This window comes from Nguyenibacter sp. L1, from assembly GCF_035199985.1.
Taxonomy (GTDB): Bacteria; Pseudomonadota; Alphaproteobacteria; order Acetobacterales; family Acetobacteraceae; genus Gluconacetobacter; species Gluconacetobacter vanlangensis.
The window spans coordinates 3,255,345-3,268,743 of sequence record NZ_CP127015.1 but is presented as its reverse complement, the minus strand read 5'-3'; the positions used below and the strand labels follow the sequence as shown (position 1 = coordinate 3,268,743).

Annotated in this window: 12 protein-coding genes; 1 reads left to right on the top strand and 11 read right to left on the bottom strand. The window is 69.9% G+C overall.

Annotated features, from left to right (window positions below; translation table 11 throughout):
- Positions 1-21 precede the first annotated feature (21 nt).
- Positions 22-660: a LysE/ArgO family amino acid transporter gene (locus tag QN315_RS14690; protein WP_323990037.1), complete on the bottom strand. Its 639-nt coding sequence runs from the start codon at positions 658-660 to the stop codon at positions 22-24.
- A 77-nt stretch (positions 661-737) separates the two neighbouring features.
- On the opposite strand from QN315_RS14690, the gene QN315_RS14685 reads away from it, so the two are divergent.
- The gene (locus tag QN315_RS14685) at positions 738-1,649 is read left to right on the top strand and encodes a LysR family transcriptional regulator ArgP (RefSeq protein ID WP_323990035.1); all 912 of its coding nucleotides are present in this window, start codon (positions 738-740) and stop codon (positions 1,647-1,649) included.
- A gap of 67 nt (positions 1,650-1,716) precedes the next feature.
- Here the strand turns inward: QN315_RS14685 and QN315_RS14680 are convergent, their stop codons facing one another.
- The 10 genes from QN315_RS14680 to QN315_RS14635 form a co-directional block, all read right to left on the bottom strand.
- Complete coding sequence (locus QN315_RS14680) at positions 1,717-3,225, bottom strand: NADH-quinone oxidoreductase subunit M (protein ID WP_323990033.1); 1,509 nt, start codon at positions 3,223-3,225, stop codon at positions 1,717-1,719.
- Positions 3,226-3,383: 158 nt separating this feature from the next.
- Positions 3,384-5,324, bottom strand: coding sequence for a DNA mismatch repair endonuclease MutL (gene mutL / locus QN315_RS14675; protein ID WP_323990032.1), 1,941 nt, complete (start codon positions 5,322-5,324; stop codon positions 3,384-3,386).
- Positions 5,325-5,333: 9 nt separating this feature from the next.
- Positions 5,334-6,038 (bottom strand): YkgJ family cysteine cluster protein, encoded by a 705-nt coding sequence (locus QN315_RS14670; RefSeq protein ID WP_323990031.1) that lies wholly within the window; start codon positions 6,036-6,038, stop codon positions 5,334-5,336.
- A gap of 104 nt (positions 6,039-6,142) precedes the next feature.
- Positions 6,143-6,661, bottom strand: coding sequence for a DUF3035 domain-containing protein (locus tag QN315_RS14665; protein ID WP_323990030.1), 519 nt, complete (start codon positions 6,659-6,661; stop codon positions 6,143-6,145).
- Between the two features lie 297 nt (positions 6,662-6,958).
- The gene (lspA, locus tag QN315_RS14660) at positions 6,959-7,462 is read right to left on the bottom strand and encodes a signal peptidase II (protein WP_323993536.1); all 504 of its coding nucleotides are present in this window, start codon (positions 7,460-7,462) and stop codon (positions 6,959-6,961) included.
- A gap of 20 nt (positions 7,463-7,482) precedes the next feature.
- Complete coding sequence (ileS, locus tag QN315_RS14655; RefSeq protein WP_323990029.1) at positions 7,483-10,398, bottom strand: isoleucine--tRNA ligase; 2,916 nt, start codon at positions 10,396-10,398, stop codon at positions 7,483-7,485.
- Between the two features lie 125 nt (positions 10,399-10,523).
- Positions 10,524-11,483, bottom strand: coding sequence for a bifunctional riboflavin kinase/FAD synthetase (locus tag QN315_RS14650; protein WP_176640923.1), 960 nt, complete (start codon positions 11,481-11,483; stop codon positions 10,524-10,526).
- Positions 11,480-12,193 (bottom strand): acireductone synthase, encoded by a 714-nt coding sequence (mtnC, locus tag QN315_RS14645; RefSeq protein ID WP_323990028.1) that lies wholly within the window; start codon positions 12,191-12,193, stop codon positions 11,480-11,482. Before mtnC ends, QN315_RS14650 begins: the two co-directional genes overlap by 4 nt.
- A 13-nt stretch (positions 12,194-12,206) precedes the next feature.
- Positions 12,207-12,746: an acireductone dioxygenase gene (locus QN315_RS14640; RefSeq protein WP_323990027.1), complete on the bottom strand. Its 540-nt coding sequence runs from the start codon at positions 12,744-12,746 to the stop codon at positions 12,207-12,209.
- Positions 12,743-13,393, bottom strand: coding sequence for a methylthioribulose 1-phosphate dehydratase (locus QN315_RS14635; RefSeq protein WP_323990026.1), 651 nt, complete (start codon positions 13,391-13,393; stop codon positions 12,743-12,745). Before QN315_RS14635 ends, QN315_RS14640 begins: the two co-directional genes overlap by 4 nt.
- Positions 13,394-13,399: the final 6 nt, after the last annotated feature.

Below are 13,399 nucleotides of genomic sequence, written 5' to 3'. Positions count from 1 at the left end.
CCGGTCCGCCGGATTTCGGCCTCACAGCACCAGCTTCAGCGGACCCAGGCCGCGCATGACCAGGTTGGCGGCCAGCGCCAGCATGATCGCCGCGACCGCCCCGTCCAGCACCCGCCAGGCGGCCGGCCGCGCGAAGAACGGGCCCAGCAGCCGGGCGCCGAAGCCCAGCGCCAGGAACCACAGCAGGCTGGCCGTGCCGGCACCGGCCACGAAGCACGGCCGCGCCGCCAGCGGCAGCGCCCCGCCGACCGCGCCCATCAGCAGCACCGTATCCAGATAGACATGCGGGTTCAGGAACGTGAACGACGCGGCCCGCGCCAGGGTCCCGGCCAGGCTTTCCGGCCCGTCGGGCCCCTCGGCCGCCAGCGCGCCGGGGGCGACGGCACGGCGCAGCGCCCCCAGCCCGTACCAGAACAGGAACGCCGCCCCGCCCAGGGTCAGCGCCCCGACCAGGCCCGGCACGGTGCGCAGCAACGCGCCGACCCCGGCCACCCCGGCCGAGACCAGCGCCAGGTCCGAGAGGGCGCAGAACGCCACGACGGCGGCGACATGCCGGCGGCGCAGCCCCTGGCGCAGGACGAAGATATTCTGCGCGCCGATCGCGACGATCAGCGCGGCCGTCAGCCCGAAGCCGCTGAGATAGCTGGAAAGCGTGAACATGGGGCCTTCCATGGCCGGGGAAAGCAGCGTAATCCAGCTTCATTTTCTATATTCGATTAAGGACAGCTAAATTCGCCATGCTCGATTACGCCGCATTGGCCGCCCTGGCCGCCGTGGTGCGCGAAGGCAGCTTCGAACGCGCCGCCGGCGCGCTGGGCGTCACCCCCTCGGCCGTGTCGCAGCGCGTGCGCGCGCTGGAGGAACGCATGGGCGCGATCCTGGTGGTGCGGGGCCAGCCCTGCACCGCCACGCCGGTCGGCGCGCGGCTCTGCGCGCATGTCGAGCATGTGCGCCTGCTGGAAGGCGAAATGGCCTCCGCCCTCCCGGGCCTGGCGGAATTGCTGCCCGCCGCCGGCCCACCGACGATCCGCGTCGCCGTGAACGCCGACAGCCTGGCCACCTGGCTGGTGCCGGCCATGGCCGCCTTCGCCCGGCGCGGCGACCGGCTGGTGGACCTGGTCGTCGCGGGCGAGGACCATACCGCCGAACGGCTGCGGTCCGGCGACGTGCTGGCGGCCGTGACCACCGACCGCACGCCCGTCCAGGGCTGCCGCACCGTTCCGCTGGGCGCGCTGCGCTATGTCGCCACCGCGTCGCCCGATTTCATGGCGCGCTGGTTCGCCCACGGGGTCGATGCCGCCGCCCTCGCCCGCGCGCCGATGCTGCGCTTCGACCGGCAGGACCATCTGCAGGAACGATGGATGGCGACGCTGGGCACGGTCCCCGAAACCCTGGCATCCCGGGCCCCCACCCATTGGCTGCCCTCGACCAACGCCTTCGTCGACGCGGCGCTGGCGGGACTGGGCTGGTGCATGAACCCGCTGCCGATGGTCGCCGGCTACCTGGCGGCCGGCCGGCTGGTCAGCCTGATGGACCAGCGTTTCCTGAACGTGCCGCTCTACTGGCAGCATGTGCGCATCGGCACCCGCCTGCTGGACGCGCTGACCCGCGAAGTGGTCGCCGCCGCCCGGGACAGCCTGCTGCGCTGACGCGCCGCCATCCCGCCATGCGCCCGGTCACCCGGACGGACTCTGCTTGCAGGCCCGGCTTGCAGGCTCAGCGCAGCGCGAGATGCAGCTTTCCCGCTGTGGCCGCCTGGGCCGGCGGATTGAAGGCCCCGACCACCGCCGGGTCGAAGACGCGCAGGAAACTGCCCGGATGGATGCCCATCCACAGCGTGACCAGCGCGCAGGGCACCAGCACCGCCAGTTCCGGCGCCGTCAGGTCGCGCAGCATGGCCACCACCCCGTGCCCGGCCGTCCCGAACCAGATCCGGCGATAGAAGACCAGCATATAGACCGCCCCCAGGATCATGCTGCTGCCGGCCAGCAGCGCGACCCAGAACGAGACATGGATGGCGCCGACCATGACCAGCCATTCGCCGACGAAGGCGCCGGTACCCGGCAGCCCGACATTGGCCATCACGAACAGCATGGCCAGCGTGGCCAGCACCGGCATCTTGTGCGCCACCCCCGAGAAAGCGTCGATCGAGCGGGTTTCCGCCCGCCAGGCCACGGCGGCGACGCAGAAGAACAGGGCGGTGATGATCACGCCGTGCGACAGCATCTGGAAGATGGCGCCGTCCACCCCTTCGGGCGTCAGGGTGAACAGCCCGACCGCCACCAGCCCCATATGCGAGAACGAGGAATAGGCGATCACCCGCTTCATGTCCGTCTGGGCCAGGGCGATGATGGCGGCATAGATCACCGCGACCACCCCCAGCGCCAGGATATAGGGCGCGAACAGCCGCGCCGCGTCGGGAAACATCAAGACCCCGAAGCGCAGCAGCCCATAGGCGCCGGCCTTCGACAGCACGCCCGACAGCAGCACGGTGGTCGGCGTCGGGGCCTCGGCATAGGCGTCGGGCAGCCAGGCATGCAGCGGGAAGAGCGGCAGCTTGACCCCGAACGCCACCACGAAGCCCAGCAGCAGCCAGCATTGCAGCGCACGCGGGAAATTCAGGTGCATCAGCGCCGGCACGTCGGTCGTGCCGGTGACGTTCCACATCACCAGCAGCGCCAGCAGCATGAACAGCGACCCGCCGAACGTGAACAGAAAGAACTGGATCGACGCCCAGACGCGGCGCGGCCCGCCCCACACGCCGATCATCAGGCTGCCCGGAATCAGCGTCGCCTCATAGAACACATAGAACAGCACCAGATCCAGCGCCGAGAACAGCCCGACCAGCGTGGTCTCCAGCAGCAGCACCGCCAGCATGTAGTCGCGCACCCGCGTGGTCACCAGCTTCCACCCGCCGATCACCGCCAGCGGCGTCAGAAAGGTCGAAAGCAGCACGAACAGCAGGCTGATCCCGTCCACCCCGGCATGGTACGACACGCCGAAGGACGGCGCCCAGTCCAGTTGCTGCACGAACTGAAAGCCGGGCTGCCGGGGATCGAACTCGCCCCACATCACCAGCGACAGGGCGAAGACCAGCAGGCTGGTCCACAGCGCCACCCAGCGCGACGCCCCCTCGACCGCTTCGGCTGTGCCGCGCATCAGCAGGATGGCCAGGGCGCCGCCCAGCGGCAGATACGTGACAAGCGGGAGCAGGATGGGATGCACGTCGGTCTCATCGTCCGTGAAAAGATGCCGCCGAGCCTATCGCCGTTCCGTCGGCGAGACCAGCCGCGCGCCGCTCACGTTCTGCCGAGCGGCGACGATTCCGCTTGCAATCCGCGCAACCGCCCCGCCATCCCGGCGTTTGTCCCGCCCTTTGGCGGCTACCGGCGGCCGAACAGTTTTTCCAGGTCCGCGCGGCTCAGCTTGATCCAGGTCGGCCGCCCATGCGAGCAGGTGCCGGCCCGCGGCGTGCGCTCCATGTCGCGCAGCAGCGCATCCATCTCCGCCCGGTTCAGGCTGCGGCCGGCCCGCACGCTGCCGTGGCAGGCCATCCGCGCGATCACCGCGTCCAGCCTGCCGTCCAGGGCCCGCGCCTCGCCCGGGCCGGCCAGATCGTCCTCGGCCAGTTCGTCGGCCAGGTCGCGCAGCAGGGCGGCCGGATCGTCGGTGCCCAGCAGCGCCGGCAAGGCCCGCACCAGCACCGCGTCGCCGCCGAAGGACTCGATCTCCACCCCCAGCGCCGCCAGCGTCCCGGCGAAGGACATCAGCAGCTCGGCCTGCCCGCGCGGCAGGGTCACCACGTCCGGCAGCAACAGGCGCTGCGCCCGCAGGGTGCCGTCCAGATACTGCGCGCGCAGCCGCTCATGCGTCAGGCGCTCATGCGCGGCATGCTGGTCGACCAGCACCAGCGACCCGTCGCCCGAGACCGCGATGACATAGGTCCCCATGACCTGCGCCACCGCGGCCCCTAATGGAAATTCATCCGGAAGAGACGCATCCGGCGGCAATCCATCCAGGGACGGGACCGGCCCGCCGGGCATGCCGGTCGGGAACACGGGCGCCGATCCCGGGCCGGGAGCCGGGCCGGGCGCCGGGCCGTGCACCGAATCGGGCGCCGTCGGCCCGTCCAGCATCCGCGCCGCCGGGCTGGCGCCCAGTTCCAGCCGGGCGGCGAACGGATCGCGCCCCGGCGCCGACAGGATCGGCACCGAAGACCCCCGCTCGGACGGCGCGTCGGGCGGCGGGTACCAGATCCGCGCCGGAGCCGCCACGCGCGATTGCAGCACCCCCGGCCGAACCCCGGCGACGCCCGCGCCGCCGCCCAGTGCGCGGCCCAGCGCGCCGATCACCAGCCCGCGCACCGAGGCCGCGTCGGCGAAACGCAATTCCGTTTTCGCCGGATGGACGTTCACGTCGACCTGATCGGGCGGAATCCGCAGCGACAGCGCGACCACCGCATGGCGCCCATGCTCGATCACGTGGCGATAGGCCACGCGCACCGCGGTGCGCAGCACCGGATCGACCACCGGCCGGCCATTGACCAGCAGGATCTGCCCCGCCGCCGTGGCCCGATGCACCGACGGGCCGCAGGCGAAACCGCTCAGTTCCAGTTCGCCCTTGCGCCCCTCGACCGGCAGCATCCCGTCCGCACCTTCGGCGTCAAGCAGCGCGGCGACACGATCCGCCATGTCCTGCGCCGGCAGGTCGAACACCACCCGGTCATCCAGTTGCAGGCGAAACGCCACATGCGGCACCGACAGCGCCAGGCGGCGCACGGTGATGTCGGCATGGCCGGATTCGACCCGCGGGCTCTTGAGGAATTTGCGCCGCGCCGGCGTGGCGAAGAACAGATCCTCGACGACCACCCGCGTGCCCGGCGGCCCGGCGCAGGGTTCCGGCGCGCCGACCACGCCGCCTTCCACCGCGATGCGCCAGGCGCCGTCGGCCCCGTGGGGGCGCGAGGTCACACGCAGGCGCGCCGCCGCCCCGATCGAGGGCAGCGCCTCGCCGCGAAAGCCCAGCGTGTCGATCCGCACCAGGGTCTCGTCGCGCAATTTCGAGGTGCAATGCCGCTCCACCGCCAGCATCAGGTCGTCCGGCGTCATGCCGCACCCGTCATCGACGACTTCCAGCCGGTCGATCCCGCCCTGCTCCAGCAGCACCGCGATGCGGCGCGCTCCGGAATCGATGGCATTCTCGACCAGTTCCTTCAACGCCGCCGCCGGACGCTCGATGACCTCGCCGGCCGCGATGCGGTTGACGACCTGTTCCGACAGGCGCCGGATCACCGGGCGGGCAGGCAGGCTGGACGAGTCGGTCATGGGACCAGACTAGGGATTATCGCGCGCCGCATCCAGCAAGGCGCCGGGAAACACACGCTCCCCCGTCCGCCAGCGCCGCGCCGCGTCCGGCCCCTCCAGAAGAACGCGCGCCGCCGCGTGCAGGAAGACCGGCCCGGAATCGAGGTCCAGAGACTCTTCGATCGATTCGAGACGCTTTTCCAGGGCAAACAGAAAAATCATGAGCTGATGCGCGGCGTGCGCACCGTCGCCCTGGTATCCCAGGTCCTTCTCGCAATAATCGCCTTGCCTGCACAGCGCCAGGTCGAAACTGTAATAGCCACGGCACACCATCGGGCGGCTCTGATAGATCGCGCACGCGCCGTCGAACAGAAACGGGCAGAAAGAACTGCCCGAAACCAGCCTGTTCCTCAAAATCTCGAATTGGTCGGCGGAAAAGGTCCGGCGCGCCTCCGCCATCGCCAGAATGGCGAAGACCGGATTCACCTGGATCAGACTGTGGCAGCACGTATCGCATCCGGCCCGGCAGGCCAGGGCCTTCACCGGACCGAGACGCCGCAACGTCTCGGCAACCTCGTCGCAAAGGGCAAGCAGGTTTCGCGCAAGCCGCAGGATGTCGGCCTCGGTCGCGGCGGTACCGAGACCGGCCCTGAACGCGGCATCCGCCTCGGCCATCCTGTCCCGCATATGGGCAAGGGGCGATGCCGGTCGGGACGGGGCGCGATCATCGCTCATCGAGAGGTCCAATCCGCCTTACGCCGTACCGAATGCCGCCGCCGCGCCGCCGAAACCGTCCCGACAGGGCGGAGCAGGCAATCGCCGGGACCGGTCGCGGGCGGTTACGACCCGCCCTTCAAGGTCGGGGTGGCCCCCTGGGTCGGGCTGTTGCCCAGCGCGGCATTCCGGCGCAGGCGGCGATTTTCGGCCGCGCCGTCCACCACGCTGCCGGCGCCGCCGCCATGCCAGAACATCAACTGGTCGACGAAGCCCTGGCCGGCCTGGCCCAGCTCGCCCTGGTTGGACGCGCCCGCCGCGCTGCTGGCCTCGTTCACCAGCGCGGCCTGGCCCGTGCTGGCGGCGCCGCTGGCCCCCTGCAGCGCCACGTTCGGCGACAGCGTCTCCAGCGCCTGCAGGCGCGGGCTTTCATCCTGCGGGCGCGCGGCATCGCTGTGCGGCACCGCCAATGCCTCGGACGGCGGCATCGACAGCGGCGCGCGCGTCGTCACCGTATATTCGTCCGGCGAATCGCGTTCCAGGCCGAAGGCCCGGCTGACATCCGACCCGGAACATCCGGCCAGCAGGAATCCGCCCGCCATCAGCAGGACGAACGGAGCGAAACGAGCGACTGAAGACGTCATGATTGTGCCTCTTACCGTTCCTGCCCGTCTGCGGCAAGGACTCTGGTCAGGAACCCTGTTCGCCGCGTGATGCCTAGTGTCCTTTCGATCCCGAAATTCGCAAGCGAATTTCGGGATCGAAAGGACACTAGAATCAATATTTTAGTGGCCTGCTGATCCGAGAAATTCTCATAAGAATTTCTCGGGCAGGACACTAGCGCATCATCCGACCGGATGGACGCATCCGGTCGGATAAAGATGCTCGCCAAAACAACGAGCTAGAGCCATATCCGTGAACCAGTGTGAATGGATATGGCTCTAGCCGCGCCGGTCGGTCAGGCTGTCGAACAGCAGGACCGCGACCCCGCAATCGATCGCCGCGTCCGCCAGGTTGAAGACCGGCCAGGACCAGCCATAGGCATGGGCGTGGATGAAATCGACCACCGCGCCATAATGCAGCCGGTCGATCACGTTGCCGACCGCCCCGCCCATGATCGCCCCCAGCGCCGCGGCCACCCGGGGGCGGGTTGTCCGCGCCACCCACACCGCCAGCAGCGCCACGATCAGCAGCGAGACGATCGGGAACACCACCCGCCCCACCCCCGCCAGCCCGCCCAGCATGCCGAAGGTGATGGCGCGGTTCCACACCATCGTGAAATTCAGGACCGGCAGCAGCGGCACCGACCCGCGATCCGGCAGGTCGAATCCATGCAGGATCCAGTATTTGCTGCCCTGGTCCAGCAGCAGCACACCCGCGAACAGGGCCGCCCCGATCGCCCGGCACCGCCCGGCGCCGTCCGGCCGGACGGCCGGCGCGGACATCGCGGAGAAAGGATCGCCGGTCATGCGCCCTGCACGCCCCCGGCCGCCTCGACGACCGCGACGCAGCGCAGGCACAGTGCGGGATGGGCCTCATGGGTGCCGACCTCGTCCAGCACCTTCCAGCAGCGGGCGCATTTATGGCCGCTCGCGACCGAGACGCGCGGCACGCCATGGGCGCCCTTCACCGTGGCGCCCTCCTCCTCCGTGGCGCCCGTCTCCGCACCGTCGGCCAGATAGATCGACGCCGCGCCCGGCTCGACCGTCACCGAGGTCTGCGAGACGATGGCCAGTTCGCACCAGTCGATATCGGCGAAACGCGCGGCCTCCTCCTCCGACAGCGGCAGGTCCAGCGCGGCCTGCAGCGAGGACCCGATCACCCCGTCGCGCCGCGCGGCCTCGATCTCGGTCGTCACCATCCGGCGCACCGCGCGCAGCCTCGCCCAGCGATCCGCCAGGTCGGGGCGGATCCATTCCTCGGGCAGCACGGGGAACGCCTGCAGGTGTACGCTGTCCTCGTTACCGAATCGGGCGGTCCAGGCCTCTTCCGCCGTAAAGACCAGTACCGGCGCCAGCCAGGTCGTCAGGCAGCGATGCAGATGGTCCAGCACGGTGCGCGCGGCGCGGCGGCGCGGGCTGTCCGCCCCGTCGCAATAGATCGCGTCCTTGCGGACGTCGAAATAGAACGCCGACAGGTCGGTGGCGCAGAATCCATGCACCGCCGCATAGACGCCGACCCATTCATGGGTCCGCACCGCGCGGTCGATCTGCCCGCCCAGCTCGGTCAGGCGATGCAGCACCCATTGCTCCAGCTCGGGCATCTGCTCGTACGGCACGCGCTCGGCGTCGGCAAAGCCGTCCAGCGCCCCCAGCAGCCAGCGCAGCGTATTGCGCAGGCGGCGATACAGTTCGCCCTGCTGCTTGAGGATCTCGTTGCCGATGCGCAGATCCTCGTTGGTGTCGGAATTCATCACCCACAGGCGCAGGATGTCCGCGCCCAGCGAGTCGTTGACGTCCTGCGGGGCCACGACATTGCCCAGCGACTTAGACATCTTCCGCCCCTGCTCGTCCAGCACGAAGCCGTTGGTCACCAGCGCCCGATAGGGCGCGGTCCCCCGCGTGCCCACGCTTTCCAGCAGCGAGGACTGGAACCAGCCGCGATGCTGGTCCGACCCTTCCAGGTACAGATCCGCCGGGAAGGGCAGCCCGTCGCGCCCCAGCACGAAGCGATGGCTCGACCCGCTCTCGAACCAGACATCGACGATGTCGAAGACCTGCTCATATTCCTCGGGGTCGCGCCCCTCGCCCAGGAAGCGCGCGGCCGGCGCGCTGTACCACACATCCGCCCCCTCGGCGCGGAAGGCGTCGACGATGCGCTGCATGACCGCCGGGTCGCGCAGCACCTCGCCGGTGCGCTTTTCCACGAAGACGGCGATCGGCACGCCCCAGGCGCGCTGGCGGCTGATGCACCAGTCCGGCCGGTCGGCAACCATCGCGGTCAGGCGGTTGCGCGCCTGGGCCGGCACGAAGGTCACGTCCTCCAGGGCACGCAGGGCGCGGCCGCGCAGATGGCCCTCGCCATCCATGCGGATGAACCATTGCGGCGTGGCGCGATAGATCACCGGCGCGCGCGACCGCCAGGAATGCGGATAGGAATGAAGGATGGTCGAACGCGCCACCAGCCCCGCCGGGGCCGCGCCGGCCTCGCTGGCCCGCACCATCGCCGCCGACAGCGCGGTGCAGACCGGATCGGCGGCCTTGAAGACATGGATATCGGCAAACAGCGGCACCCAGGCGGCATAGCGCCCGTCATCCAGCACCAGTTCCGGGATTTCGATCCCGTTGGCCACCGACACGGCGAAATCCTCCTCGCCATGGGCGGGGGACATGTGGACCAGGCCGGTGCCCGCATCGGTGGTGACGAAATCCGCCGCCAGCAGCGGCACCTCGAAATCATAGCCCTCGCCGCGCAGCGGATGGGCGCACAGCGCGTCGGTCAGCGCCTCGCCCGGCAGGGTATAGAGGACATGATGCTCGGTGATGCCGGCGGCCGCGCAGAACCGCGCGATCAGGTCCTCGGCCACCAGCAGGCGCGCGCCGGGCTCCAGCGCGGCGCCGTCGGTCACGCCGTCGACCCGCAGCACGGCATAGGTGATGCCCGGCCCGAACGCGATGGCGCGATTGCCCGGGATCGTCCAGGGCGTGGTGGTCCAGATGACGGCCGACACGTCCTGCAGCGCGCGGGCCGGCGTCGGATCGTGGATGAAGGGAAAGGCGACATGGATCGTGGTGGATTCATGGTCGCGATATTCGATCTCGGCCTCGGCCAGGGCGGTCTTCTCGACCGGGCTCCACATCACCGGGCGCAGGCCGCGATACAGCAGCCCGTTCAGCAGGAAGCGGCCGATTTCCTCGACGATCGTCGCTTCCGAGGCGAAATCCATCGTGGCATAGCGCCGCTCCCATTCCGCCTGCACGCCCAGCCGGCGGAATTCGGCCGCCTGCACGTCCAGCCATTTCTGGGCATAGGCACGGCATTCGGCCCGGAATTGCAGGATCGGCACCGAATCCTTGTTCTTGCCCGCTTTGCGGTATTCCTCCTCGATCTTCCATTCGATCGGCAGGCCGTGGCAGTCCCAGCCCGGCACGTAATGCACCGCGAAGCCCGCCATGCGATGGGCGCGGTTGATCACGTCCTTCAGGATCTTGTTCAGCGCATGGCCGATATGCAGGTTGCCGTTCGCATAGGGCGGGCCGTCATGCAGCATGAAGGGCGGACGGCCCTCGGCCTGCGCGTGCAGCCGCCCGTCCAGGCCGCTCCGCGCCCAGTCCTCCAGAATCTCCGGCTCCCGCTTCGGCAGGCTGCCCCGCATGGGGAAGCTCGTTTTCGGCAGGAAGACCGTCTCCCGATAGAGATCCTGTGACTTTGGCTCGCTCATGACCCTGTATTTCTGGCTATCGTGATGCGGTACGGGGGCCGCGAAAGCCCCACCTTATGCGGAGCCCCACCCCCCGCGGTCAAGCGCCCCGCCATCCGGCGCGCCCCGTCAGGCGTCTGTGCGCGTTACGGCGCCGAATGCGCCCCCAGCCGCGCCAGGTCGGCCAGGTACAGCCGGGCGGTGGCGGCATCCTCGGCGATCTGCGCCTTCAGCGCGTCCAGCCCGGCGAAGCGCCGCTCCTCGCGCAGCAGCGTATGCAGCGCCACCGACAGGGTCTCGCCGTACAGGTCGCCCTCGAAATCCAGCAGATGGACCTCCAGCCGGCTTTCCTGGCCGTCGGCGATGGTCGGGCGGCGGCCGATATTGGCCACTCCGGGCCAGGACCGCCCGTCCGACAGCCGCACCGTCACCGCATAGACCCCGCGCGCCGGCTCCAGATGCCGCCCCAGCGGCACGTTGGCGGTCGGAAAGCCCAGCAGCCGCCCACGCTTGTCGCCATGCTGCACCACGCCGCGGATCGACCAGGGGCGGCCCAGCTCCTCGGCCGCGCGCTCGGGATAGCCGTCCTGCAGCAGCCGGCGGATCCGGGTCGAGGAAAACGGCCCCCCGGCATCCGACAAGGGCGGCACGACCGTCAGGCCAATGCCCAGCTCCTCGGCCCGGTCGGCCAGGAACGCCACATTGCCCCCCCGCCGGTGGCCGAAGGCGAAATCCGCGCCGCAGGCCACGTGCCGCAGCCCCAGCGCATCATGCAGCACGTCGGCGACGAAACGCTCGGCGCTCAGCGCGCTGAATTCAGTGTCGAACGGAATCTCGAACACCTGCCGCACACCCAGCGCCGACAGCGCGGCCAGCCTTTCCTCGGACAGGGTCAGGCGAAAGGGCGGGTCCTGCGGCCGGAACAATTCGCGCGGATGCTGCTCGAACGTCACCACCGCCAGGCCCAGGTCGGGACGGGCGGAATGCAGCGTATGCAGCAGGTGCGCATGCCCCATATGCACGCCGTCGAAATTGCCCAGCGCCGCGGCCATGCCCCGCATTTCGACCGGGACATGGCGCCAGCCGGTATGCAGGTGCGTCCTCATGCGGCCCGCCTCAGGCCGAATTGCCGCGCGGCCTCGTCCAGGGTCGCCGCCCGGGCGTGAACGGCGCCGGCCACGGTGCCGTCCTCGGGCCGGACCAGTTGGCAGGTCCGCAGCCCGGCCTCGGCAGCCGCGTCCAGCTCGGCCACGATATCGGACAGGAACAGCGTGCGCCCCGGCGCCCAGCCGGCGCGGGCCAGGATCGCCCGATAGGACGCGGCGTCGCGCTTGCCGCCCATGCTCAGGTCATAGAACCCGTCGAACAGCCCGGTCACGTCGCCCTCGGTCGTGTGGCCATAGATCAGGCGCTGCGCAGCCTCCGAGCCCGAGGAATAGACCGCCAGCCGCAGCCCGGCCGCATGCCAGCACCGCAGCGCCGGCAGCACGTCGGGATACAACGCCGCCCGCAGCACCCCGGTGCGATAGCCCTCGGCCCAAGCCAGCCCCTGCAGCGCCTTCAGCGGGCCGATCTTCTCGTCGCGGTCCATCCAGGCATTCAACTGCGCCAGCGGCGCCACGCCGGGGGCCAGGCCGGCGATCTCGGCCAGCGCCGCCCGCACCGCGGGATCGGCGGCCCGCTCGGCCAGCAGGCCCGGCATCGCCGCGCGCGCATAGGGAAACAGCACCTGGTGCACGAACGAAACCGGGATGGTCGTGCCCTCGATGTCCAGCAGCACCGCCTCGATCGCGTCCGCCGCGTCCGTCCCAAGCATCGGCCGCAACCCCTCAGGTCACCGGAAAGCGCGTGGCGATGTCGTCGCCGGTATAATGCGCGATCCAGCCCGTCGTATCGGTAAACACCCGCAGCGCCACCACATCGGGCTCCAGCCCGGCATCGAACCAATGCGGAATGCCCTCGGGGACCGAGATCAGGTCACCCGCCACGCAGCGCACGTCATAGATCTTGTCCGCGACATGCAGCACGAAATTGCCCCAGCCATGGACGAAGAACCGCACCTCGTCCTCGCTGTGGGTGTGTTCCGACAGGAACTTGTCGCGCAGGGCGGGCAGGTTGGGGGTCGCGGCATTGATGCGCACCACGTCGGCCGACCCCGCGCCGGTCTCGCCCATCAGCATGTCCAGATAGGGCCGATAGGCTTCCAGCACCGCTTCGGGCGCGGCGTCGCGCGGCGGCACCACCGGGCTGTCCCAGCGCTCGAAGCGCACGCCGATCGCGCCCAGCGCCTCGGCGATGCGGGGCGCATCCTCGGTGCGCAGCAGCGGCGAATCGGGATCGTCGTCACGATAGACCGTCAGGCGGCTCATGGGGCGAGCTTCCTTCTTTCCAGTTCGCAGGCCAGCAGGAATTCCAGCCCTTCCAGCCGCGCCAGCGCGACGTCCATCGTCCGGCCCCAGACATAGACGCCATGGCCGCGAATGACATAGCCGGCCGGCATGGCGCCCAGATGCGGCGCCACCACGCGGGACAGGCGGGCAATATCCTGGTCGTTGTCGAAGACGGGCACGCGCACGGTCGTGTCGTGGGTGTCCTGCCCCGCGAACACTTTCAGCACCTCGTACCCCGTCAGCAGGATGGCCTCGCCCGGCAGCATCGACAGCACGGTCGCTGCCACCGAATGGCCGTGCAGCACCGCGCCGATCTCTTCGGCGCGCCCCTCGGGAGAATACGCATCGGAATGGGCATAAAGCTGGCAATGCAGCAGCGTCTCGGCGCTGGGCCGGTCGCCCGCCCGCACCGCCTGCCCGTCCAGCGTGACCGCGATCACGCCGTCTTCCGCCAGATGCCCCTTATGGCCGCCGGAACGGGTAATGGCGATCCGCCCGTCGGGCAGGCGCCGGCTGATATTGCCGGCGGTCGCCGGCACCCAGCCGAAGCGGTCCATCCGTCGCCCGGCCGCGATGATGTCCTGCACCGCGCCGGCCCACGGGTCGGGCATTGTCACGTGATCCATGGTCGC

Coding starts and splice junctions, on each gene's coding strand:
- QN315_RS14690 (WP_323990037.1), bottom strand. CDS start 660: ATGTTCACGCTTTCCAGCTATCTCAGCGGCTTCGGGCTGACGGCCGCG.
- QN315_RS14685 (WP_323990035.1), top strand. CDS start 738: ATGCTCGATTACGCCGCATTGGCCGCCCTGGCCGCCGTGGTGCGCGAA.
- mutL (WP_323990032.1), bottom strand. CDS start 5,324: ATGACCGACTCGTCCAGCCTGCCTGCCCGCCCGGTGATCCGGCGCCTG.
- QN315_RS14670 (WP_323990031.1), bottom strand. CDS start 6,038: ATGAGCGATGATCGCGCCCCGTCCCGACCGGCATCGCCCCTTGCCCAT.
- QN315_RS14665 (WP_323990030.1), bottom strand. CDS start 6,661: ATGACGTCTTCAGTCGCTCGTTTCGCTCCGTTCGTCCTGCTGATGGCG.
- lspA (WP_323993536.1), bottom strand. CDS start 7,462: ATGTCCGCGCCGGCCGTCCGGCCGGACGGCGCCGGGCGGTGCCGGGCG.
- ileS (WP_323990029.1), bottom strand. CDS start 10,398: ATGAGCGAGCCAAAGTCACAGGATCTCTATCGGGAGACGGTCTTCCTG.
- QN315_RS14650 (WP_176640923.1), bottom strand. CDS start 11,483: ATGAGGACGCACCTGCATACCGGCTGGCGCCATGTCCCGGTCGAAATG.
- mtnC (WP_323990028.1), bottom strand. CDS start 12,193: ATGCTTGGGACGGACGCGGCGGACGCGATCGAGGCGGTGCTGCTGGAC.
- QN315_RS14640 (WP_323990027.1), bottom strand. CDS start 12,746: ATGAGCCGCCTGACGGTCTATCGTGACGACGATCCCGATTCGCCGCTG.
- QN315_RS14635 (WP_323990026.1), bottom strand. CDS start 13,393: ATGGATCACGTGACAATGCCCGACCCGTGGGCCGGCGCGGTGCAGGAC.